Origin of the sequence: Neorhizobium galegae bv. orientalis str. HAMBI 540 (genome assembly GCF_000731315.1) — a bacterium.
Lineage (GTDB): Bacteria > Pseudomonadota > Alphaproteobacteria > Rhizobiales > Rhizobiaceae > Neorhizobium > Neorhizobium galegae.
On record NZ_HG938353.1, the window covers coordinates 2,010,973 to 2,032,826 of the forward strand.

Annotated in this window: 22 protein-coding genes; 10 read left to right on the forward strand and 12 right to left on the reverse strand. The window is 59.6% G+C overall.

The genetic code is table 11. The annotated features are described in order from the left end of the window. The first annotated feature begins 7 nt into the window (after positions 1 to 7). Positions 8 to 445 (forward strand): YqaA family protein, encoded by a 438-nt coding sequence (locus RG540_RS10165; RefSeq protein ID WP_038587341.1) that lies wholly within the window; start codon positions 8 to 10, stop codon positions 443 to 445. On the opposite strand, the gene RG540_RS10170 is transcribed toward RG540_RS10165, so the two are convergent. The 3 genes from RG540_RS10170 to RG540_RS32350 are packed head-to-tail and all read right to left on the reverse strand — an operon-like array spanning position 446 to position 2,025. After that, positions 446 to 1,072: a TetR family transcriptional regulator gene (locus tag RG540_RS10170; RefSeq protein ID WP_038587343.1), complete on the reverse strand. Its 627-nt coding sequence runs from the start codon at positions 1,070 to 1,072 to the stop codon at positions 446 to 448. It abuts the gene before it with no gap. A gap of 15 nt (positions 1,073 to 1,087) precedes the next feature. After that, the gene (locus RG540_RS10175; protein WP_038587345.1) at positions 1,088 to 1,750 is read right to left on the reverse strand and encodes a class I SAM-dependent methyltransferase; all 663 of its coding nucleotides are present in this window, start codon (positions 1,748 to 1,750) and stop codon (positions 1,088 to 1,090) included. Positions 1,751 to 1,752: 2 nt separating this feature from the next. Further along, positions 1,753 to 2,025, reverse strand: a complete 273-nt coding sequence (locus RG540_RS32350; RefSeq protein WP_157884608.1) for a hypothetical protein — start codon at positions 2,023 to 2,025, stop codon at positions 1,753 to 1,755. Between the two features lie 36 nt (positions 2,026 to 2,061). Between RG540_RS32350 and RG540_RS10180 the strand changes: the two genes are divergently transcribed. After that, positions 2,062 to 3,423, forward strand: coding sequence for an APC family permease (locus RG540_RS10180; protein WP_038587347.1), 1,362 nt, complete (start codon positions 2,062 to 2,064; stop codon positions 3,421 to 3,423). Positions 3,424 to 3,426: 3 nt separating this feature from the next. On the opposite strand, the gene RG540_RS10185 is transcribed toward RG540_RS10180, so the two are convergent. Both RG540_RS10185 and RG540_RS10190 read right to left on the reverse strand, forming a co-directional pair. Further along, on the reverse strand, positions 3,427 to 4,107 hold the full coding sequence (locus RG540_RS10185) for an HAD-IA family hydrolase (protein ID WP_038587349.1): 681 nt from the start codon (positions 4,105 to 4,107) through the stop codon (positions 3,427 to 3,429). A 119-nt stretch (positions 4,108 to 4,226) separates the two neighbouring features. After that, entirely contained in the window at positions 4,227 to 4,415 is a 189-nt protein-coding gene (locus RG540_RS10190; RefSeq protein ID WP_038587351.1) for a hypothetical protein, read from the reverse strand. 62 nt (positions 4,416 to 4,477) lie between these two features. Between RG540_RS10190 and RG540_RS10195 the strand changes: the two genes are divergently transcribed. Then, positions 4,478 to 5,248 carry an SDR family NAD(P)-dependent oxidoreductase gene (locus RG540_RS10195; RefSeq protein WP_051909619.1) on the forward strand — a complete coding sequence of 257 codons (771 nt, stop codon included), beginning with the start codon at positions 4,478 to 4,480 and terminating at the stop codon, positions 5,246 to 5,248. A 165-nt stretch (positions 5,249 to 5,413) separates the two neighbouring features. Here RG540_RS10195 and RG540_RS10200 read toward each other — a convergent pair whose 3' ends face one another. The 3 genes from RG540_RS10200 to RG540_RS10210 form a co-directional block, all read right to left on the reverse strand. After that, positions 5,414 to 8,593 (reverse strand): efflux RND transporter permease subunit, encoded by a 3,180-nt coding sequence (locus tag RG540_RS10200; RefSeq protein WP_038587353.1) that lies wholly within the window; start codon positions 8,591 to 8,593, stop codon positions 5,414 to 5,416. A gap of 130 nt (positions 8,594 to 8,723) precedes the next feature. Then, positions 8,724 to 9,905, reverse strand: coding sequence for an efflux RND transporter periplasmic adaptor subunit (locus tag RG540_RS10205; protein ID WP_038587355.1), 1,182 nt, complete (start codon positions 9,903 to 9,905; stop codon positions 8,724 to 8,726). A gap of 61 nt (positions 9,906 to 9,966) precedes the next feature. After that, entirely contained in the window at positions 9,967 to 10,761 is a 795-nt protein-coding gene (locus tag RG540_RS10210; protein WP_038587357.1) for an alpha/beta hydrolase fold domain-containing protein, read from the reverse strand. Between the two features lie 157 nt (positions 10,762 to 10,918). On the opposite strand from RG540_RS10210, the gene RG540_RS10215 reads away from it, so the two are divergent. The 3 genes from RG540_RS10215 to RG540_RS10225 all read left to right on the forward strand — a co-directional run bounded on the left by RG540_RS10215 (position 10,919) and on the right by RG540_RS10225 (position 14,350). Next, positions 10,919 to 11,854 (forward strand): LysR family transcriptional regulator, encoded by a 936-nt coding sequence (locus RG540_RS10215; protein ID WP_038587359.1) that lies wholly within the window; start codon positions 10,919 to 10,921, stop codon positions 11,852 to 11,854. A gap of 231 nt (positions 11,855 to 12,085) precedes the next feature. Further along, complete coding sequence (locus RG540_RS10220; protein WP_051909328.1) at positions 12,086 to 13,291, forward strand: MFS transporter; 1,206 nt, start codon at positions 12,086 to 12,088, stop codon at positions 13,289 to 13,291. A 117-nt stretch (positions 13,292 to 13,408) separates the two neighbouring features. Beyond that, on the forward strand, positions 13,409 to 14,350 hold the full coding sequence (locus RG540_RS10225) for an acetamidase/formamidase family protein (protein WP_038587361.1): 942 nt from the start codon (positions 13,409 to 13,411) through the stop codon (positions 14,348 to 14,350). Positions 14,351 to 14,359: 9 nt separating this feature from the next. Here RG540_RS10225 and RG540_RS33130 read toward each other — a convergent pair whose 3' ends face one another. The 4 genes from RG540_RS33130 to RG540_RS33585 all read right to left on the reverse strand — a co-directional run bounded on the left by RG540_RS33130 (position 14,360) and on the right by RG540_RS33585 (position 17,746). Continuing rightward, complete coding sequence (locus tag RG540_RS33130; RefSeq protein ID WP_051909330.1) at positions 14,360 to 15,088, reverse strand: BA14K family protein; 729 nt, start codon at positions 15,086 to 15,088, stop codon at positions 14,360 to 14,362. Positions 15,089 to 15,325: 237 nt separating this feature from the next. Next, positions 15,326 to 16,465: a tyrosine-type recombinase/integrase gene (locus RG540_RS10235; RefSeq protein WP_038587363.1), complete on the reverse strand. Its 1,140-nt coding sequence runs from the start codon at positions 16,463 to 16,465 to the stop codon at positions 15,326 to 15,328. Continuing rightward, a complete protein-coding gene (locus RG540_RS33580; RefSeq protein WP_080724912.1) occupies positions 16,351 to 16,674 on the reverse strand; it encodes a helix-turn-helix domain-containing protein in 324 nt (107 codons plus the stop codon). The genes RG540_RS10235 and RG540_RS33580 overlap by 115 nt, the downstream gene beginning before the upstream one ends. 541 nt (positions 16,675 to 17,215) lie before the next feature. After that, the gene (locus RG540_RS33585; protein WP_407668904.1) at positions 17,216 to 17,746 is read right to left on the reverse strand and encodes a helix-turn-helix domain-containing protein; all 531 of its coding nucleotides are present in this window, start codon (positions 17,744 to 17,746) and stop codon (positions 17,216 to 17,218) included. 153 nt (positions 17,747 to 17,899) lie between these two features. On the opposite strand from RG540_RS33585, the gene RG540_RS33590 reads away from it, so the two are divergent. The 4 genes from RG540_RS33590 to RG540_RS10260 all read left to right on the forward strand — a co-directional run bounded on the left by RG540_RS33590 (position 17,900) and on the right by RG540_RS10260 (position 21,783). Continuing rightward, entirely contained in the window at positions 17,900 to 18,199 is a 300-nt protein-coding gene (locus RG540_RS33590; RefSeq protein WP_038593490.1) for a hypothetical protein, read from the forward strand. Positions 18,200 to 18,220: 21 nt separating this feature from the next. Beyond that, complete coding sequence (locus RG540_RS10250) at positions 18,221 to 20,203, forward strand: AAA family ATPase (protein WP_038587367.1); 1,983 nt, start codon at positions 18,221 to 18,223, stop codon at positions 20,201 to 20,203. Positions 20,204 to 20,351: 148 nt separating this feature from the next. Next, on the forward strand, positions 20,352 to 21,125 hold the full coding sequence (locus RG540_RS10255; RefSeq protein ID WP_244446668.1) for a metallophosphoesterase: 774 nt from the start codon (positions 20,352 to 20,354) through the stop codon (positions 21,123 to 21,125). Positions 21,126 to 21,510: 385 nt separating this feature from the next. Next, the gene (locus RG540_RS10260; RefSeq protein WP_038587371.1) at positions 21,511 to 21,783 is read left to right on the forward strand and encodes a hypothetical protein; all 273 of its coding nucleotides are present in this window, start codon (positions 21,511 to 21,513) and stop codon (positions 21,781 to 21,783) included. Positions 21,784 to 21,854: the final 71 nt, after the last annotated feature.

Genomic DNA, 21,854 nt, shown 5'->3' on the forward strand with positions numbered 1-21,854 from the left:
GTCGATCATGCTCGATTTTGCCGCCTATGCGGGACTGTTCTCCGCCGCCTTCATCGCCGCCACGGTCTTTCCGATGCAATCGGAGGCGATCCTCGTCGGGCTGATTCTCTCCGACCGGTATTCGCTCATCGCCCTGCTGCTGGTTGCGTCGGTCGGCAACACGGCGGGCGCCGCCGTGAACTGGCTGCTCGGGCGTGGTGTCGAACGCTTTCGTAACAATCGATGGTTTCCGGTGACCCAGGAAAAACTGGACAAGGCGCAGGCCTGGTACCGGAAATACGGAAAATGGTCGCTGCTGCTGAGCTGGCTGCCGATAGGCGGTGACGCGATCACGGTCGCGGCCGGAGTGCTCAAGGAACCGCTGCCGACCTTCCTGATCCTGGTATTCATCGGCAAGGCGCTGCGCTATGTGGTACTCGCGGCCGCGACGCTCAGCGTGGTCTGATCAGCGCCCCTGCCCCTCGTTGCCGAAATCGGCAAGCGTCTTCCAGAAATCGCCGAAGAACTGATGCGCGAAGGTTTCGAGCGAGGTGCCCGGCGGCTGTTCGTTCCAGAGTTCTCCGCCCGCCCGCAAGGCGCCTATGACCACGGCGGCAAGCAGGCGGACGCGCAGCCGCTCCTCGTCGCTCCGGCTTCGAGCCTTCAGCGCTTCCGTGAGCTTCAGCTCGAGCTTTGCATATTTGAGCTGGTCGCGGGCTTTGAGCGCCGGTGTACTGCGGATCAGTTCCCCGAGCGCCATCGCTCTTTCATCGGCTGCCGAGACGATGGCGCTGACGAGACCGTGTTGCACAGCCTTGACCGCCGGCTCGTCCGCTGGCCTCGACGCAATCGCCGCCATCAGATGATCGGCAAAACCGTCCTGCCAGGCGAACACGACCTCTTCCTTGGACGGAAAATAGTCGAAGAAACTGCGTTTCGAGACCTCGGCGCGTTCGGCAATTTCCTCGACCGTCGTGGCATCGAAGCCGCGCTCGAGGAACAGGCTCATCGCCGCTTCCTCGATGCGCTCGCGGGTCTGCCGACGCTTGAGCTCCCGCCGGCCTTCCGTCGCGCCATCAATCGTCTTGGTCATTTCATCCGATTTTGTTCAGGCGCCCGCTTCGTCGGCATGGACCGGGCTGCCTTCTGCCTCGGCACGGTATCTGGATCGCTCCCGCGTCAGATCCAGCGGCTTGCGGCGGGAAATCCGGTAGACGGCAGCGGGCGGCAGGTTGCGCACGGTGTGGCCGATATGCACGGCCTTCAGACCCAGCCGGTCGAGGATCGGCCGCGGCACAGGGCAACGCGGGCCATAGGTGAACTGGTAGAAGGAACCGCCCGGACGGATATAGGTAAAAGCTCCGCCGAGGATCGCGGTAATCTTGCGCGGCGACATGGAGAGCAACGGCAGGCCGCTGATGACCGCGCCGACCGGTTCGCCCTCGAAAATATCCTCATGCGCAAGCTTTGCCGCATCCATCTGCAGTATCCGCGCGTCTGGAAAACGCCGCTGCAGGCCGGGAACGAATTCCGGACCGTATTCGATCAGGGTGAGGTCGGATTGGGCAACGCCGCGCGCCAAAAGCGCACGGGTGAATACCCCGGTCCCCGGGCCGAGTTCGATGACCGGGCCGTCCAGCGGCGCGATCTCCTGGGTCATCAGTCGCGCGAGCGAATCCCCGGAAGGCGCCAACGCCGCAACCCGCAATGGATTGCTGATCCAGGAACGGAAAAAATGCCAAAAATCCGAAAATGCCGCATCTGCTGTCATGGTCAGAGACTCACCGGTTTGAAAATGCGATCGAGTATTCCGCCGACCTTCACAGCCTGCATGGCAATTCCAAGGCATGGGAACCTCCGCTCAAGAAAAATACGCATATCGGCCGCAGAATTGTGCAGTGCGGCGACTACACCGTCGTATTTAGAGGATTTTTGCATCGAGTGCAAGTTTTTAGGATATTTTCGCCATCCCCCTTTTTCAGGCCGGAACGGGCTGAAACCTTTGCGTTTTTTTGGGAACAACCGGCGCTTGTTCTCATTGAACACTTTCCCGGAGGGAATCGATAACACCAGGAGGAGTTTATGAAAAAGCCGGTCACTGAATTGGGCGAACAGAAGACGGAACTCCACCGGGTGATGGGACCCGGATTGCTGCTGCTGTTCATCGTCGGGGATATTCTCGGGACGGGCATCTATGCCCTGACCGGCCAGGTGGCCAAGCAGGTCGGAGGGGTGGTCTGGCTGCCCTTTCTGATCGCCTTCGTCGTCGCCCTCCTCACCGCCTTCAGCTATCTCGAACTGGTCACCAAATATCCGCGCGCGGCCGGCGCCGCGCTCTATACCCACAAGGCCTTCGGCATCCATTTCGTCACCTTCCTGGTGGCCTTTGCGGTGATGTCGTCGGGCATCACCTCGGCGGCGACCGCATCGCGGGCCTTTGCCTCCAACTTCGCGACCTCTCTCAGCCTCGATCTCGGCGCCTGGGGCGTATCGCTGATCGCGGTCGGTTTCATCGCGTTGGTCGCTGCCGTCAATTTCCGAGGGGTCGGCGAGAGCGTCAGACTGAACGTTCTGTTGACCGTCGTCGAACTGACCGGCCTGCTGATCATCATCGGCATCGGCTTCTGGGCGATCGCCGGCGGCCAGGGCGACGTTTCCCGCGCCTGGACATTCGCGACCCCGGGGAACGGCGGCGTCTTCTGGCCGGTCATCGCAGCAACCACCCTCGCCTTTTTCGCCATGGTCGGCTTCGAGGACTCGGTCAACATGGCCGAGGAATGCAAGGAGCCGAGCCGGATGTTCCCGAAGGTGCTGCTAACCGGCCTGGCGGTAACGGGCCTGATCTACGTCCTGGTGGCGATCTCGGCGATCACGCTGGTGCCGGCCAATGAACTCGGCCAGGGCGAGACCCCGCTGCTGAAGGTGGTGCAGGCCGGCGCACCGGGCTTCCCGATCGGCATCTTCGCGATCATCACCATGTTCGCGGTGGCCAATTCCGCACTGATCAACATGATGATGGCGAGCCGCCTGATCTACGGCATGAGCCGAGAGGGGGTTCTGCCGCAGGTGCTCGGCAAGGTCCATTCGGGCCGTCGCACACCCTATATCGCGATCGGTTTCACCTCGCTGCTGGCGGTTGCGCTGATCCTGTTTGCCGGCGGCGTTCCGGCGCTCGGCGGCACCACGGCGCTGCTGCTTCTCTGCGTCTTTGCGATCGTCAATGTCGCCGTACTGGTCCTGCGCAAGGACACGGTCGAGCACAAGCATTTCCGCACGCCGACCATCCTGCCGGTACTCGGTGCGATCTCCTGTGCCTTCCTCGCCGGCCCCTGGACCGGCCGGGATCCGGTTCAGTATCTGATTGCCGCCTGCCTGCTCGGCCTCGGCGTCGTGCTCTGGTTCGCCACGGTCAGCATCATGCGGACGTCGAACCAGCCGGCCTGATACTCAGGCCCTGCGGCGAATCGAGAGCCGCCCGTCCTGGCTGATATGCGGCACCACGTCGAGATAGCCGGGTATTTTGGAATGCCCGGTTTCGATTGGATGGGAATGGGTGGCGGTGATCACCATCACGTCGGCGCCTGCCGCCTCGCCCGCCTGGATGCCGGCCAGCACATCCTCGAATACAAGAACCTCAGAGGGGCTAACGCCGAGCCGTTCCGAGCCAAGGATATAGCCTTGCGGATTGGGCTTGCCGACGGTCACGTCTTCAGCGGTCACCATGTAGCGCGGCTGCGGAATTCCGGCGGCGGCAAGCCGGACCTTGGCGAGTTCGATTGGCGACGACGTGACGATCGCCCAGCGTTCAGGCGGCAGCGCGGAGAGGAATTCCACCGCGCCCGGGATTGGCACCACGCCCTCGACATCCTCGATCTCGCCGCGCAGGATGCCTTCGGCTTCGGCGGCCGGATCGATGCCCGGGAGGTTCAGTGCGCTGATCGTGTCGATCCCGCGCTTGCCATGCATGGTCGGCAGGAATGCTTCCACATCGAAACCCATCTTTGCTGCCCAGCGTCCCCAGACGCGTTCGGCGGATTCGATCGAGTTCAGGATCGTGCCGTCCATGTCGAACAGGAAAGCAGCATAGGTTTTTTCGGGAAGGGAGATGTCGGCGGCGGGAAGAGGCACGGAAAGTTCCTTTAGCGTCGGATTCCGACTCGGGGAGATGGCCGGAAACTGCCCTCTTCCGAGTAAATGCAATGACGCAGGAAGGCAATTCCCGGCAAAGGCATGCGACCGCCTTCGGGCTATTTCGATCGCGAACGCAGGAATTGAGACAGGGCAACGCCGATCGCGATGCCCACGGCAACACCGATGCCGATATTGTCGAAAACGGCTGTCCCGAGCACCGTGCCCAGCCCGACGCCGACGGCTATTCCTGTCGCAATGGTCATGTCGAGACCATTGCGCGCCCAGATGGCGAGAGTTTGTCGCACATCCTTGTCTTCCCGCATCGAAGCGATAGAACTTGGCGACCAAGCCGGACAAGGAGGGTGTTTTGGCCAATATTTCTGTACGGCATGCGGATTTCGCCGATCGTGGCGTGCTGATCACCGGCGGCGGTTCCGGCATCGGCGCCGCCTTGGTGGAAGGTTTTGCGGCACAGGGTGCCAAAGTCGCGTTCATCGATATTGCCGACGAGCCGAGCCGCGAATTGGGGGAACGTCTTTCCAAGACCGCCCGCCATCCGGTCCTCTACCTGAAAGCCGATCTGCGTAACGTCGCGGAAACGAAAGCCGCCGTCGACAGGGCCGCCCAGCAACTCGGATCGCTCTCGGTACTGGTCAACAATGCCGGTTGGGACGACCGCCACGAGTTCGAGACGGTGACCGAGGAATACTGGGACAACGCCCAGGCCATTAACGTCAAGCAGATGTTCTTCGTCTCCCAGGCCGCGGTCCCACACCTGCGCAAGGCCGGCGGTGGCGCGATCGTCAATTTCTCCTCGATCGCCTATCTGCTCAACATGGGCGGACTGCCCGCCTATGCGACCGCCAAGGCCGGGATCATCGGCCTGACCAAGAGCCTCGCCGGAAAGCTTGGAACCGAGAACATCCGCGTCAACGCCATCCTCCCTGGAATGATCGTCACCGAACGGCAGAAAAAGCTCTGGCTGAACGACGACAGCATCACGGCGATGGTCGCCCGCCAGTCCCTGAAGCGGGTGCTGGTGGCTGAAGACCTTGTCGGCCCCTGCCTGTTCCTCGCCTCGAATGCATCCGCGGCCATGACGGCCCAGACCTTGATCATCGACGGCGGTGCTCTTTAACGCATGTCTCGCAAAAGTGCGCGGCGGTTTGCGATAACGACATCTGCAAAACGAAGACCTAAAATGGTCGAGCGCATCCTTTTGGGATGCGTTCGATCATTTTAGACATAAGAATACCGCGCGGGTTCCCGGTGGAAAGAACCCGCGCGGCGCCGGAGGTAGACCTTACTCCGCTGGAGAGAGAGCGGGAGCCGCCTCCTCCGTACCGTGCTGCCGCAGAGGGCGGCTGCCGGTTAGCAAACGTGCCAGCAGGTAGAAGACCGGCGTCATGAAGATGCCGAAGAACGTCACCCCGATCATGCCGGAGAACACGGCGATACCCATGGCGGAGCGCATTTCCGCACCCGCACCGGTCGATACGACCAGCGGCACGACACCCATGATGAAGGCCATCGACGTCATCAGGATCGGACGCAGGCGCAGTCGGCTCGCCTCAACCGCCGCCTGGAGCGGTGTCCTCCCCTGGAACTCCAGTTCTCGGGCGAACTCCACGATCAGGATCGCGTTCTTCGCCGAGAGACCCACAAGGACCACGAGCCCGATCTGGGTGAAGATGTTGTTGTCACCGCCGGTCCACCAGACGCCGGTCAGCGCCGCCAGCACACCCATCGGCACGATCATGATGATCGCCAGCGGCAGCACGAGGCTTTCATACTGGGCGGCGAGCACGAGATAGACGAGCAGCAGCGCCAGCGGGAAGACGACGATGCTCGAATTGCCGGCAAGGATCTGCTGATAGGTCAGGTCCGTCCACTCGAATTCGATGCCGGAAGGCAGCGTCTCGTCGAGGATCTTCGTAATCGCAGCCTCTGCCTGGCCGGACGAGAATCCCGGAGCCGGAGCGCCGTTGATATCGGAGGACAGGAAACCGTTGTAGCGGGTCGCCCGTTCCGGACCGGTCTGAGCATCCACCTTCAGCAGAGCCGAGAGCGGGATCATCTGGCCGGACTGCGAACGGACCTTCAATTGGCCGATGTCTTCCGCCTTGGCGCGGAACTTGGCGTCCGCCTGCACCCGGACGCTGTAGGTGCGGCCAAAAGCGTTGAAGTCGTTCACATAAAGCGAGCCGAGATAGATCTGCAGCGTTTCGAAGACGTCGGTCACCGAGACGCCGAGCTGTTCGGCCTTGGCGCGGTCGAGATCGGCATAGAGCTGCGGCACGTTGATCTGGAAACTCGAGAAGATGCCGGCAAGTTCAGGCGTCTGGTAGGCCTTGGCGATCACCGCCTTGGTGGCCTCGTCGAGCGCCTGGTTACCAAGGCCTGCACGGTCCTCGATCTGCAGCTTGAACCCGCCCGTCGTTCCGAGGCCGTTGACCGGCGGCGGCGGGAACATGGCGATATAGGCGTCCTGGATGGCGCCGAACTTCTGGTTCAGCTGCATGGCAATCGCACCGCCCGAAAGCTCCGGCGTCGTGCGGTTTTCGAAGTCGTCGAGAACCGCAAAGACGATGCCCGCGTTCGAGCCGATCGTGAAGCCGTTGATCGACAGGCCCGGGAAGGCGATGGCGTGTTCGACGCCCGGCTGGGCCAGGGTGATCTCGCTCATCCGCTTGATCACGTCTTCCGTGCGGTCGAGGGTTGCACCATCCGGAAGCTGGGCGAAGCCGATCAGATACTGCTTGTCCTGCGCCGGCACGAAGCCGCCCGGCACCGCATTGAACATGCTGTAGGTCGCACCGACGAGAGCCAGATAGATGATCATCACCAGGCTCTTGCGCGACAGCAATCCGCCGACCGTGCGGCCGTAGCCGTTGGAAGCCGCACCGAAGACGCGGTTGAAACCACGGAAGAACCAGCCGAAGATGGCATCCATGAACCGGGTCAGCCAATCCTTCTTGGCGTGATGGTCCTTGAGCAGCAGGGCAGCCAGCGCCGGCGACAGGGTCAGCGAGTTGATCGCCGAGATGACCGTCGAAATCGCGATCGTCAGGGCGAACTGCCGGTAGAACTGGCCGGACAGGCCGCTGATGAAGGCGAGCGGCACGAAGACTGCGACCAGAACCAGCGCGATGGCGATGATCGGGCCGGAGACTTCCTTCATCGCCTTGTAGGTCGCATCCCGCGGACTGAGGCCGCCCTCGATATTGCGCTCGACGTTTTCCACCACGACGATCGCATCGTCGACGACGATACCGATCGCCAGCACGAGGCCGAACAACGTCAATGCGTTGATCGAGAAGCCGAAGGCATACATGACCGCAAACGTGCCGATGATCGAGACGGGCACGGCGATCAGCGGAATGATCGAGGCACGCCAGGTCTGCAGGAAGATGATGACCACGAGCACGACCAGCGCGATGGCTTCGAGCAACGTATCGATGACCTTCTCGATCGAAGCGCGCACGAACTTGGTCGTATCGTAGACGATCTCGTATTTCACGCCCTGCGGCATCGCCAGCTGCAGCTGGTCCATGGTCGCCTTGACGTTGTCGGCGATCTCGATCGCGTTCGAACCCGGCGCCTGGAGAACCGCGATGGCAACGGCCGGCTGACCGTCGAGCAGCGAGCGCAGCGTATAATCGGCAGCACCAAGCTCAATGCGGGCGACATCGCGCAACCGGGTGATTTCCCCGTTCTGACCGCTCTTGACGATGATGTTGCCGAACTCTTCCGGGGTGCGCAGGCGGCCCTGGGCATTGACGTTGAGCTGCAGGTCGACACCGGGCTGGCTCGGCGAAGCGCCGATGATGCCGGCCGCGGCCTGGACGTTCTGGCTGCGGATGGCGTTCGAGATGTCGCTTGCGGCCAGTGAATGCTCGGCGGCCTTCTGCGGATCGATCCACACGCGCATCGAATAGTCACCGGCGCCGAACACCTGCACCTGGCCGACGCCCTGGATGCGGTTCAGCCGGTCCTTGACGTTGAGCGTTGCATAGTTGCGCAGGTAGGTGATGTCGTATCGGTCTGAGACGAGGTTGACCACCATGATGAAGTCCGGCGAGCTCTTGACGGTCGTCAGACCGATCGAACGCACTTCTGCCGGCAGGCGCGGTTCGGCCTGGCTCACGCGGTTCTGAACGAGCTGCTGCGCCTTGTCCGGATCGGTGCCGAGCTTGAAGGTGACGGTCAGCGTCATCACGCCGTCGGAGGTCGCCTGGCTGGACATGTAGAGCATGTCCTCGACGCCGTTTATCTGCTCTTCGAGCGGCGTCGCGACCGTTTCGGCGATGACCGTCGGATTGGCGCCAGGATAGACGGCACGCACGACGATCGAAGGCGGGACCACATTGGGATATTCTGAAATCGGCAGAGACCGCATGCCGATCAGGCCCGCGACCACGATGAGGATCGACAGCACGGCCGCAAAGACCGGTCTGTCGATGAAAAACCTGGAAATATTCATGTCAAAGCCCTCTCTCCGGGGTTGAACAAGAGGCGAAACGGCCCCGGCTCGCGGCCGACAAGGCCGCAAGCTCCACGAACCGGAACTGGATGAGTGTTGGAAAGCGGCGGACTAGCCGCCGCTCAGAGCATTACTTGTTGGCGACTTTCGCCTCGTCCTGCGGCTGGACCACAGCACCAGGACGGATACGCTGCAGGCCGTTGACGACGATTCGGTCGCCCGGATTGAGGCCCTTCTCGACGATCCGCATGCCGTCGACCGCCGTGCCCAGCTCCACCTGCCGGTACGCAACGGTATTGGCCGCATCGACCACGAAGACGAACTTCTTGTCCTGATCGGTGCCGACAGCCTTTTCACTGACCATCAGGTGATCCTGCGCCTTCGGCTGGCCCATGCGAACCCGCACGAACTGGCCCGGGATCAGCTTGCCGCCCGGATTGTCGAAGACGGCGCGCACGCGGATCGTGCCGCTCGAGGCATTCACTTCGTTGTCGATGAGCTGCAGCTTGCCACGGATCGGTGTGCCGTTACCGGCGAGCGTGCTGACCTCGACAGGCACCTGTTCGATCGCCGGTACACCGTCGACGAGCGGAAGGTCGTTGAGCGTACGGGACACCAGTTCTTCGCCGGCGTCGAAGCTCGCATAGATCGGATCGGCCGAAACCAGCGTCGTCAGCGGAGCGGACGCGGAACCCGCTGCCACCAGATTGCCGACGGTGATTTCCAGCCTGCCGGCCCGGCCGGCGATCGGTGCCCGGATCTCGGTATAGTCGAGATTGAGCTGCGCCGTCTTCAGGGCCGCCTTGGCGGATTGAAGATTGGCAAGCGCCTCGCTCTGGGCGCTCTGGCGTTGGGCGAGATCGCTTTGCGAGATGGTATTCTTGGAAGCGAGGTTCTTGCCGCGATCGAGTTCGGTATTGGCAAGCTCGACCTTCGCCTGCGCCGATGCCACCTGGCCTTCAGCCTGTGCGACCGCCGCCCGATAGGGCTCCGGATCGATGCGGACGAGCAGGTCGCCCTGCTTCACCAGCCCGCCTTCGCGGAAATGCACCGACTGGATGGTGCCGGTGATGCGCGGCCGGATTTGAACGCGATCGACGGCTTCCAACCGGCCGGAAAACTCCTGCCAGGTTGAAACATTGCGTGGTTCGACGGTGGCGACCGTCACGGGAACGGCCGGAGCCGCAGCAGCCGTTGCAGGCGCGGCATGGGCGCCCTGCGGCAGATCGAGATAGACAGAGGCGCCCGCAATCAGCGCAGCGGTGCCCAATCCAGTGCCCCATAGGGCCCAGCTTTTGATCTTCGAGGTCATTGGTAGTCTCCTTACGGCCTTGGGAATTGACCGTTATTTGCCTTCAAAATAAATCATGCTACTAACTTAACTCTCGGACGAAGCTCGTGAATTCGGCACAAAGTGCTGTCATCCATTCGCCGTCGCCCTCTCTGTAAATGCCCGTCCAGCCGCAGCTGGCAGGGAAGATCTTCTGCTTGACCGAAACGCCGGCCTCGCTCAGGCGCGTTGCATAACCAACCGTTTCATCGCGCAGCGGATCGTCTTCCGATGTCACGATGAGAGCCGGCGCGACACCCGAAAGCCGCGAACAGAGGCAGGGTGCCGCATAAGGATGCTGGAACCCGCAATGGGAGCCGAGATAATGGCTCCAGCCTTCCGCCCAACGTTCGCCCATGCCGATATCGTCCGCCTTGCGAAACGATCGGGTGGCCATCATCGGGTCGATCATCGGCGACAGCAGTATCTGGCCGTTCAGCTCGCCGGGCATCAGGTCGCGCGCCTTGAGCGCCACGCCGGCCGCAACATTGCCGCCCGCCTCGTCGCCCGCCACAAAAAGCTGGGACTTGGCACTGCCGAACTGTTTGCGCCGGCCGGCAAGGCACTGGAGCGCCGCAAATGCGCATTCCATAGCCTGCGGAAACATGTTGTGCGAAACGCTGCTGTAATCGGCTTCCAGTACCACGGCGCCTGCTTCCGCCAGCGCCTTGGCGACCGGACGTTCGTTTTCGCCGCGCTGCTCATTAAGAAACGCACCGCCCCGCAGGTAAAGCACAAGCGGCGGAACCTTGCCCTTGGCAGCGCCTTCATAAACGCGCATGGGGACAGCCGGCTTGGCCGACTTGTCAAATGCGATATTTTCCCACTGCGCAATCATTGAAAAACCCTCGGGCAAACCCCTAGTAAAAACGGGGTGCTTGCCGTCAATCTTGAACCTGATATTATTATTCGGGTGAAAACACACAAGCTAACGGCATTCGACAACACTATTCCATATTTCGGAACAATGTTGCGGCGCAGCAGGAATCAAGACAATGGACCAGCTTTCGGCAATGCGCGTATTCGTTCGCGTCGTGGAAACCGGCAATTTCACCCGGGCCGCGGCCACTCTCAATATGCCCAAAACGACGGTGACCAATCTCGTCCAGAGCCTCGAGAGCCATCTGCGCACGACGCTGCTCAACCGCACCACCCGCAAGGTCATGGTGACGACCGACGGCGCGCTCTATTATGAGCGCGCGATGCAGATAATTTCCGAGCTCGACGAGCTCGACGGCAGCATGTCGAATTCGCAGAGCCAGCCATCCGGCCGGCTGCGCGTGGAGATGGCCGGCGCCTTCGCCGATTTGCTGGTCATTCCGAATTTATGCGATTTCCATGCGCGTTTTCCGCAGATCAGGCTCGATATCGGCGTCGGCGACCGGCTGGTCGACTATATCGCTGAAAACGTCGACTGCGCTCTGCGCGCCGGCACCCCGACCGACCAATCGCTGATCGCCCGCAAGGTCGGCGAGATAAGCATGTCGGCCTATGCAGCACCTCTCTACATCCGCAACTTCGGCACGCCTGAACGCCCGCAGGACCTGCTGGAAGACCATTTGGCCGTCGGTTACCTGAACGCCCAGTCCAGCCGGGTGAGATCCATGGAATTCCGTCGCGACGACGAAAACCTGGAAATCACGCCCCGATACGTCGTTTCCGTCAACGATGCCCGGACCTATGTGAACGCAGCGATTTCCGGCATGGGCATCATCCAGTCGCCGCGCTTCATGGTGAAGGAGACGGTGGAGAAGGGCGAATTGGTCGAAGTTCTCTCCGACTGGCACTGCGCGTCGCTACCCCTCTACATCGTCTATCCGCAGACCCGCCACCTCTCCAACAAGGTGCGGGTCTTCGTCGATTGGCTCGCCAAGCTGGTTCAAAACCTTAAGGTCGAGGAAAGCCGCGAGCAGATGCGCAAGGCAAGCTAGGCCCGTTTTACCAACGAGGCGACGAAAGCCCGAATGTCAGGCGGCGTCTTGAGGACTGAGTATTGCTGTCCCGGCGAGGTGTCGCCCGAGAAGGCAATGAAGGCCACCTTTCCGTCAGCGTCTGCTGCCTAGGCCAAGAAATCATGCCGTCCGCGACGGAATTTATGCCTCGGTTCGTACACGGGTGATAAAGCGGTTGGATGTTTGTTCGATGATTGGAATAGAGTCAGCATGACGCGTTGGGGACATGTCACAATCGCCGTTCTGGGCGGCATCGCCGCCGCCCTGCACGTCGGCAAGGTACCGCCAGCCATCCCCATGCTGCGCTCCGAACTCGGCATCGATCTCGTGGCTGCCGGCTGGCTGATGGGGCTGGCAAGCGCCCTCGGCGCCGCCTGCGGCATCCTGATCGGCCGTTTCACCGATTACCTGACCCATCGGCGCGCGATGATCCTCGGCCTTGCGTTGCTGATCGCCGGCAGCCTGATCGGGGGCCTCACCCATTCGCAAATGGTGATCTTCGCCAGCCGCGTGCTCGAAAGCGTCGGCCTCATCATGGTCTCGGTCGCGGCCCCGGGCCTGATTGCGGCCTCGATCGAGCCGCGCGATACCGGCCTCGCCTTCGCGCTCTGGGGTATCTGGATGCCGGTCGGCGTCGCGGTGATGATGATGATCTCGCCTTTCCTGCTGCCGAGCTTCGGCTGGCAGGGTTCCTGGATTTTCGCCGCCATGCTCAGCCTCATTCCGATGGTGGCGCTGCTGACGATGCGCGTGCCGAAACCTCAGACGGCAGGTCATCCGACAACGTCGCTGCTGACGGCGGTTAGGCTCACCGCGTCTCGGCCGATGTCCTGGATACTGTCCGGAATTTTCGCCGCCTACAGCGCCAGCTTCATGTCCGTCTTCGGTTTCCTGCCGACGCTGCTGATCGAGGAAATGGGAATTCGCCTCGCGGCGGCGTCGATCATGACCGCGCTGGCAGTGCTCGCGAACGGCGTCGGCAACATATTCGGCGGCGTCTTCGCGCGTTGGGGTGCCCCGCGCTGGGTGCTGATCGCCGGTCCCTGCGTGATGCTGACGCTGACTGCCTTCGTCGTCTTCGGCCACAGCTTTCCGCTCTGGATGCGCTACGGTGCCTCGGTGCTTTACGCGGTGTCGGGCGGCGTCCTGCCGGCGACCATCATGGGCTCGCTGCCCGTCTATGCACCGCGCCGCGACCTCGTGGGGACGTTCAGCGGCTTCGTCATGCAGGGCTCCAATATCGGCCAGGTCTTCGGGCCGATGTTGCTCGCCTCGATCGTTGCGGCATCCGGCTGGCAAGGTGCCCCCTTCTACATTGCCGCCGCAACGGGGCTCGGCCTGGTCCTGGCGCTCTGCCTGCGCCAGACCGAACGCCGCATCGCAGCCGCGGGGCCAGAGGCCGCCGGAACGGCCTAAGACGGGCGGCAACGGCCAACTAGCAAGTCAATCGTCGCGAGCTGGCCTGCATTTGCGGGCTGGCGGGCAAAGTAAAATCGACTAGTCTCCTCTCTGATCAAAAAAGAGAGCCAGATCATGAAACATCACGTCGCCGCCTCTTCCAAAACCTGCGCCTGGGGCTATTTCGACGCCGCCCGCGAGCCGGTGCTGACCATCGACAGCGGCGACACCGTGGTGATCGACACGGTCTCCGGCCCAGTAGAAGTTCTGCCCAAGGAGGGGTTCACCATCCTTCCCGAACATCTCGAAATCCACGAAAACTGCCGGCCGATCATGCAGGGACATATCCTGACCGGCCCGGTCGCCGTGCGCGGCGCCAAGCCCGGCCAGGTGCTGGAGGTGAAAATCCTCGATGTCGAGCTGCGCCAGGACTGGGGCTATAACGTCATCCGCCCGCTCGCCGGCACCCTCCCTTATGATTTCGAGACATCGCGAATGATCACCATCCCGCTCGACAAGCAGGGGAATGTCGGCCGCCTGCCCTGGGGTCTCGACCTGCCGCTGGCGCCCTTCTTCGGGGTTATGGGCGTCGCTCCGCCCCCGAACTGGGGCCGCATCACCTCGATCATGCCGCGTTCGCACGCCGGCAATATCGACAACAAGGAGCTGGTCGCCGGCACCACGCTCTATCTGCCGATCTTCAACGAGGGCGCGCTGTTTTCCTGTGGGGACGGTCATGGTGCGCAGGGCGACGGCGAGGTCTGCATCACCGCCATCGAGACGGCATTGCGCGGCACCTTCCAGCTTACCGTGCGCGACGATCTCGATTTCGTCTATCCACGGGCTGAAACGCCGACGCATTACATCACCATGGGCATGGATCCGGATCTCGACCAGTGTACCGTCATGGCGCTACGCGACATGATCGTGCTGCTCGGCGAAAAAGGCGGCCTGTCGCGGGAAGATGCCTACACGCTCTGCAGCCTCGCCGGTGACCTGCGCATCACCCAGACCGTCAACGGCTGCAAGGGCGTGCATATGATGATGGCAAAAACCCTCGTCGACCCCGCGGTCTGAAGCTGGCCGTCAACCGAAAGGCGATTGACACTGGCGGCGCGGGCCGCCTGCCGAGGGCTGATAGCTGTTGTCCTCGGCCTGATAGGACCGGTAACGGGCAAAACACCATTCCTCATGGGATCCGGCCGGAGCGTCGGCATCGATCGCCTGCGACTGTGCATAGCCTGCCGCACCGTCGTCGGCCCGTTGGTTGCTGCGGGCAGCCGGTCTTTCCGGAAGCGGCTGCAATTCATCCTGGGCCTGCGGCTGATCCGGCGCCGGTGCCGCGGCAACGGTCCCGGTCGCGGCGGCGCCGGGTGCCTGGCACTGCCGACGGGGGCCACCGCTGAAGGGCTGGTAGCTGTTGTCTTCGGCTCGATAGGACTTGTATCGCGCGGAGCACCAGTCGGCCTGGGCGGGATCGAGCATGGCTTTCCGCTCTTCTTGCGGCTGCTGCGGAGCGATCGACGCCGTCACCGTATGGTCGACGGCCGTCGCTGCAGCGGTCTGCTGGACAGCGGGCGTTGTCTGCGTATCGGCTGCAACTGAAGCCGGAGGCGTCGCGGTGGGCAGGCGCTGATAATCCTGGCTGACGGTGTCGATGGCCTTCGGTTTTGAGGTCCACAGGTCCGGCGTGTCCATATTGGCGAACTTATGCGGTTCGGGTTCGGCGATCACGTTGGCGGTGATGATCACGCCGCTCAGGAACACCAGAACGAGCAGGACAAGGCTGCCCAAAAGCAAGAGGATTGGCTTCACGACCGCGCTCCCATTTCGTTTTGCAGACCAAATGCCGATCAGGCGCCGGAGTTCCCGTCGAGGAAGCAAAAGAAGCAGGATTGGAGATCACGGATGATGACAGGGCGACATGCGCCCGTCTTCGTCCAACTCTTCGAAAGAGGAGATGGTGGGTGATGTAGGGCTCGAACCTACGACCCGCTGATTAAGAGACATAGACTCTATTTCTTGGGCACAGTGAGGCAACACTGCGGAAAGTCAATGCTTTCCGGTTATTTGAGTACCGAGGCTTTTACCACTTCGGGACTCTCTTCGGGACTTCGCGTTTGCTTCGAGAGCCTTGGCAACGTCCTCGTCAAAGACGTGCGCGTATTTGGCAGTCGTCGCGACGTCCGCGTGGTTCAAAAGGCGCTGCACAATCTTTATATTATGCTCCCGGCGGAGCGTCTTGGTGGCTGTGTCGTGCCGATTATCATGCAGGCGGAAATTCTTCACCCCCGATGCCTTCACATCGCGACGCCATCGAACCATCGTCCCACTGTAAGTCATCGGATAGCGTCGACCTTTGATTTTTCCATTCTCTGTTCGTGCGGCCACGTATGTGAATACAAATTCTTCATGGTGACCAATGCACGCTTCCAGTATCTCACGAATGCTGGCAGTGATGGGAGTCCATACCTCTCGCCCGCCCTTGCCGAAAGTCATGATCACACCGGCCTCCCAGTTGACGTCCGACCATCTTATCAAAGTCTCATGGAAGCGCCTGGCAGTGAGCTGGAGAAATCGGAACCACAGCTGATGATCCTCCCGGATGTGGGCTTCTAGCGCCTCTTGTTCCGCCTGGTGCAGCTCGCGGACCCTCTCGCGAGGCTCCTTCAACATGTGCTTCTTCCAGTATGGCTCGTTTGGCAAATGGTAGCGCCACAGCGTTTTCGCACGCCTGAAAATTGACTTCAGCGGCATAAGCGCAGTTCTGTTTATCGTGGCGTTAGAAAGCGTTTTGAGGTTACCGTTCTTTAATACACTCTTTCCCCATCGCAACTGTTGTCGTTTGAAGGCAACCAGACGGATGATTTCCTCATCATCGATGTCATCCAATCGACGATCCTTCCCGAAATAATCCACAAGCCGCCCAAGTAGCGCAAAATATTCTCGGCTGTTGACGAGGTGCTGCGCAACCTCGGTCCAATACCGGCCAACGGCCACGTCGACGGTCAGCGGAGCCTTTCCCGTTTTTCGGCTCTGCGCAGCATCTTGCTTGGCCTTCTCCTTGAGCGTGCGCTCTACTGCCTCCGCATCTCGTTTGTTCCTGGCTTTGGTAGAGCCGTGAATGCGAACGCCGCTGACTTGAAAATCGTAGAGGTAGTACGGGCTCGCTTTGGGTTTATAGACGGACATGTCGATGCCTCCAATGGTTGACGGTTACGCACGAAATCGGTGAGCTGAGAAATCGCGAACCTGAGATGGACTCGTCGTTCAGTGCCGATGTTGACGCAACGCAGGTGACCGTTCGCAACGTGTCGCCGTAGGGTCCTGATTGAAATCGCAAGACGCGCCGCAGCTTCAGCGGCAGTCAGCAAGCGCTCATTTGCCAGTGGGATTAGCATTTGCCGTTCTCCGCTCTCAGAACCTCAAGGCCAGAGGTCAACCGAACAAACCGTTGCCGTCTGGCAACAGTGGGGAGATATTGCTCGTTGTCTAAATATATGTAAAGATCAACCGTGGAGCGGCCACAGCAAGCCCATCGGTCTCACGCCAAAGTTACCTCAGGATAATTTAATTATTATTTGATATTATTTCCTTTTGTGAAAAACGCTGCGAATTTAAACAACATTTCCTTGAACACCGTTGTTATCGTTACTAGAAATAAATGCCACATGGAAATAACGTTGACGTTTCGCGATATCGCGAATCGATGGGCCATCGCATGGAAATGAGCGAGAAAATAAGTCCAGTAACTTATTATTACAGGTCGTAATAACGTCGTGATCGGGGATGTAAGTGGTGAAGTTCACTCTGCAGGCCATCGAAACGGAGTCGCGAGAGGGTGGGAAGGCGCTCAGCAAGGGATTGTCGTCTCACCAGAAACGTCAGCGCGATTTACTAAGTCTCAGTGTGTAAATGAGGCCGCCAGAGGCCGTTCGCTCGTCACACAGAAGGCCAAACGCCCGGGGCCAACGAATCCTGATTTCCAAAACCAAATCGGAGTCGAACTCCCGCACCTACGCGTTCGTCCTCACTGAGAATGATGACCCCATTTTCGAAGAGCGCATCTCGCAGCCTACGCACGGACTGCTCCGGCGTTCTGCGGAGCTTTCCGCCTTCCAAACGGCTGATCACGTATCGGCCGACACCCGATTTTTCGGCCAGTTCGTCCAATGAGTAGCCTAGCATCGCCCTGGCATGACGAAGGCAGTCAATCCAAATCTTGCCGGTGGGCTCGCTCCATCTCACCCCCTCACCCGCACTTTCGGTGGCCTCAATAAGGACCAGCCCCTCCGCCCGAAAAACTCCGCTCAATTGATAGAGAGCGGAGTTATCAGGGTGCTTTCGCCCTGCCTGTTCAAGACCCAACAAGACACTTCGAGTGACATGGGCTTTGCTAGCCAGGTCCGCCTGTTTAAGGCCAAGCATCGAACGCGCCGCTCTGATCTGACTGTGAGTTGGATAGCCCGCCATTCTGCGGAACAAATGCCAACCACCAGAAATGTCAACATATCTACAGGTATTGCGGGCGTTACTGATTTTGTAGCGCGGTTTCGACTTTTGTTGCGAGAATCGTTTTTCGCGTTTATCAAGGAAATGTGGATCGAATCAAAAGGAGCATTCCCGATGAACGACAAATGGCTTGGCACACCGCCCGATGTGATCATTCCTCGGCTGAGATCACTTCTTACCGATCTCGAAAATCTTGCCGTTCCAAATCAGTTCGCAGGTGTCAACGACGCAGTGATCATTCGACATTGCATGATGGCGCAACGATCCGTCCCTTGCCTAATCGGCGAGATGACAGGGCATCCGCACATCAGAAATGGACCAGGGATTACGAGCGAACTTTTCTATCTCGACCGGAAACGCCAGTTAGCTAGGACGCTCAGCCACTGGTATCGGTTCGACCAAGGTCTTCTTTGATTTGGCATTTGGAGATCATCGATGGATAAGGCCCTCACCGAAAGTCTTGATCGGTACATCAACAGGCTTCAGGACGTTTCGCGAAACCTGAAGCTTCCCCGGTCCGGCGTATCGCTTCAAGCAAAGCGCAACAACGCAATTGTCGCGCAGAAATCCGCAGAGGATTTCCTAGCCTACTGCGCTCTGATCAAATTCGTTCGACGGAATATCGGCAGCCTATCGCAACCTTCCTGCGTAGCCTTGGTCAGTGTGCCAAGTCACTGGCCAGTTTCCGCTGTCGAAAATGCAGCGAAGATAATCTTCAACAGCGCGAAGGAATTCAAAATCTGCCTTCACCCGACATCCAAACACAAGCGCGGTTGGGAGATCGACGCAGCGGAACTCCTTGCGTTAGACAAATTGATCATTTTTGTGCAGGCAGGTTCGGTGGTCCACGAGGATTTCGAACTAGCTGCGACAGTTCGTGATAAGCTTAGCTTGTGCGATGCCAGACATATCCGCGCACTTAGCAAGCTGCGAATATGTGGCGATCTTTCAGACGACCAGGTCGCAGTGATCGGGCAGCAGCCATCGGCAAGAATGGAAGCGATCTTCCGGCGCGGGCAACCCGCATCCCGCGCGGCTGAAAGGCTCATGGCTGGTCGTAGCCGATCAATTGATCGCCCCGCACAGCACCTCGACCTGTCGAAAGGCTTCGGCGAAGCAGGCGTGTGGGCCAAGGAGTTGAAAAGAGATATCCAAGATTGGCGTGAAGGAAAACTACCATGGTCCGAGGTAGATAAAGGATGTTTGCTTTATGGCCCGCCAGGGACTGGGAAGACGCGATTTGCGGCTGCACTCGCTGCTGAATGTGGGCTTCACCTTGAGGCGACCACGATCTCGAAATGGCAGAGTTTTAAGGATGGTGACTTGGGTGACATGCTCAAGGCTATGTATCGAGCGTTCGACGCCGCTAGAGAAGATGCTCCCGCTCTTTTGTTTATTGATGAGTTCGACTCCATAGGGGATCGATCAAAATTCCCGTCGCGACATGAAACCTACTCCACAACGGTTGTAAATGCTCTTTTAGAATGCATTGACGGCATCGGCGGCCGCGAGGGCGTCGTCATACTAGGAGCGTGTAATCATCCGCAGAAAATCGACCACGCGTTATTGCGGAGTGGTCGGCTTGAAAAACATGTCGCATTTCCTTTGCCGGACGCGGTCGCTCGCTCAGAAATACTTGCATTTCATCTTCCCAGCTTATCTGAAGAGCCCGCTCTCAAGGAAATCGGAGCCCGGTTGCCGGGTAAAAGTGGGGCCGATATCGAACGGTTGGCAAGGGAGGCAAGACGTATTGCGCGTCGCGAAAATCGGCCTGTCACCATCAACGATGTCAGGGCGAGGATAAAGGTCCCTCCGCCGCTCGACGCTGCCACTTTGCACCGAGTGGCGATTCACGAGGCAGGCCATGCCATCGTTGCACATGCTCTTTTTATCGGAAAAATCGAACGTGTGGAAATCTATGACAACGTGCATCGCTTCGCGACGCTCAAGGACTCGAACGGAATAACCGTAACTGAGATACCCGCGAAAGAATTCACGACGCGATGGGACCTGATGAAGATGATCACGATGCATCTCGCTGGAGCTGCGGCAGAAGACTTGGTGTTGGGTCACCGGTCCAGTTGGTCGTCCGGCACTCGGGACAGCGACCTCTCTCGGGCGACGACTCTGGCAATCCAGATGGTGACGGAATACGGCTTCGGCAATTCGCTATATTTCCTTCCCGGTTCGGTCGACATTGAGTCGGCCTCCGAGCTTTGGGAGGATTTGCCATTGCGGGACGAGGTCAGCGAAATCCTACAAGAGCGGTATGAGCGAGCAAGAGACATGCTTGACGGTTTGCGACCCACCTTACTCAAGCTTGCTGATGCGCTCGTGAAAGAAAAGTCCTTGGATGCGGCCCAATTAGAACCTTATTGGCCAGGTGCGCCGAAGCATACGAGTGTGTTGCGGCAATAGCGCGGCTTCGCTCCGGCGACTCTCAAGGAAATCAAGAATAAACGAGCTAAGGGAACGCCGTTGAAATTACGGCGCGGTCCCGGCCTTTGCCTGCACGGACGGAATAGATATGCGAGCTTGGATCATCAGCGATATCCATCACACGCGGATGGACGCTTTGTGGGGGAATGGTCTCTTAGTCCCAGAAGCCGACGTTTGTATCTGCGCTGGCGACATCACGAATGCAATAGTAGATAGCATTTCGTACATCCTGCGCTTCATCGAGCCCCACATGCCTGTGGTGCTAACTCTCGGCAACCACGACTATTATGGCACCAGTATCGATTTCGCCCTTGAGCGGTCGCGACGCCTCGTTGAAGGCACCCGTATAAAACTGCTTGAAAATCAGACCGCTGTTATTGACGATTGCCGTTTCGTCGGCGCGACACTGTGGACAGATTTCGCCGTTTCGGTCGGTGACGACGAGCACATCTCTCCTGAAGAGCGCCGAAGTTTCGCCCTCAGTGTCGTCCGCGCAAATATCGCCGACTTCTTCGAAATCTTTCGGTCGGATGAGAGGCAAGGAAATGAGAACGGCATGGTGACGACGAATGAGATTTTGTCCCGGCACAGGTTTAGCCGAGGTTTCATCGATCAAACGCTCGGCATCCCCTTCTCCGGTCGTACTGTCGTACTGACCCATCATGCCCCACATATGAATAGTTTGGACCCACGATTCTTCGGGCAAGCGACGTCGGCGGCTTTCGTCAGCGACCTATCGGATTTGATCCAGCGGCGACGTCCAGATGTATGGATTCACGGCCATGTCCACCGATTCAGAGATTACATGGCTTCAAAGACGAGGGTGATATGTAATCCGCACGGGTATGGTGACGAGCGGGGGACGTCTGGGTTTCGCCCAAGCTTCGTAATTGATCTGTAGCCGGAAGCGTTGGGCAATTCAGGACAGGTCACCTTCAGTGAGATCGCGGTGCGGGCGGCCACGATGCTCGACGAGCGGGGCTGCGATTTCGTAGGAATGATCCTCGGTCATTGCAGAGAAGTTCTGCCCCGACCGCCGGGAATGAGACATCCAACGTTTCGCGACTAAATCGAGTTCACTTTCGTCCGCAGCCCTAAAGCGACTGTCAACCTTCTCTTTGAGCTTCGTCAAGGAAATTGACTGGCTACAAGTCGGAGGCCAGATCAAGACCGTTGGAAAAGTAGGCCATTTTGTAAACTCAGATGCAATAATGAAAAGGTTGTTTTGATCGCCCCCTTGTCAACACCGACCCGCCGTTCCTCGGACGCTTTCAAAGAGAAAAAGAATGTTACCTACCGAAATCACCATGGCAGCAACCATTGTCGTGCTGGCGTTCGCGTCCTACCCGCTCATCACTTTGTGGTTTAAGGTCACAGACGCAGGTCGGCCTCTGTTCAGTCCGAAAGCCTATTTTCTTGAGGAGTCCGACGACGAAAAGGTGGGCTCGTCCTGGGAACTATGGCTCAGGCTCGCGGGGTTCAGCGCTATTTTCCTTGTCGGTTTTGTCGCATGGACGGTCGTTCTTGCGGGAACCCTCTCGCCGCTTGCTGTGAAGTAAGCTGGAGTTCAACTGAACACTCGTGCCCACGTCGGCATTTATGCTTTCCCGGACATAGTTTTTTTGGGGCC

Bases quoted from the DNA above. Each gene is read 5' to 3' on its own strand.
- RG540_RS33585 (WP_407668904.1), bottom strand. From the start codon at position 17,746: ATGGCGGGCTATCCAACTCACAGTCAGATCAGAGCGGCGCGTTCGATG.
- RG540_RS10220 (WP_051909328.1), top strand. From the start codon at position 12,086: ATGACGCGTTGGGGACATGTCACAATCGCCGTTCTGGGCGGCATCGCC.
- RG540_RS10180 (WP_038587347.1), top strand. From the start codon at position 2,062: ATGAAAAAGCCGGTCACTGAATTGGGCGAACAGAAGACGGAACTCCAC.
- RG540_RS10175 (WP_038587345.1), bottom strand. From the start codon at position 1,750: ATGACAGCAGATGCGGCATTTTCGGATTTTTGGCATTTTTTCCGTTCC.
- RG540_RS10205 (WP_038587355.1), bottom strand. From the start codon at position 9,905: ATGACCTCGAAGATCAAAAGCTGGGCCCTATGGGGCACTGGATTGGGC.
- RG540_RS10215 (WP_038587359.1), top strand. From the start codon at position 10,919: ATGGACCAGCTTTCGGCAATGCGCGTATTCGTTCGCGTCGTGGAAACC.
- RG540_RS10250 (WP_038587367.1), top strand. From the start codon at position 18,221: ATGGATAAGGCCCTCACCGAAAGTCTTGATCGGTACATCAACAGGCTT.
- RG540_RS10235 (WP_038587363.1), bottom strand. From the start codon at position 16,465: ATGTCCGTCTATAAACCCAAAGCGAGCCCGTACTACCTCTACGATTTT.
- RG540_RS10170 (WP_038587343.1), bottom strand. From the start codon at position 1,072: ATGACCAAGACGATTGATGGCGCGACGGAAGGCCGGCGGGAGCTCAAG.
- RG540_RS10225 (WP_038587361.1), top strand. From the start codon at position 13,409: ATGAAACATCACGTCGCCGCCTCTTCCAAAACCTGCGCCTGGGGCTAT.
- RG540_RS10200 (WP_038587353.1), bottom strand. From the start codon at position 8,593: ATGAATATTTCCAGGTTTTTCATCGACAGACCGGTCTTTGCGGCCGTG.
- RG540_RS10260 (WP_038587371.1), top strand. From the start codon at position 21,511: ATGTTACCTACCGAAATCACCATGGCAGCAACCATTGTCGTGCTGGCG.
- RG540_RS10210 (WP_038587357.1), bottom strand. From the start codon at position 10,761: ATGATTGCGCAGTGGGAAAATATCGCATTTGACAAGTCGGCCAAGCCG.
- RG540_RS10255 (WP_244446668.1), top strand. From the start codon at position 20,352: ATGGACGCTTTGTGGGGGAATGGTCTCTTAGTCCCAGAAGCCGACGTT.
- RG540_RS33590 (WP_038593490.1), top strand. From the start codon at position 17,900: ATGAACGACAAATGGCTTGGCACACCGCCCGATGTGATCATTCCTCGG.
- RG540_RS33580 (WP_080724912.1), bottom strand. From the start codon at position 16,674: ATGCTAATCCCACTGGCAAATGAGCGCTTGCTGACTGCCGCTGAAGCT.
- RG540_RS10165 (WP_038587341.1), top strand. From the start codon at position 8: ATGCTCGATTTTGCCGCCTATGCGGGACTGTTCTCCGCCGCCTTCATC.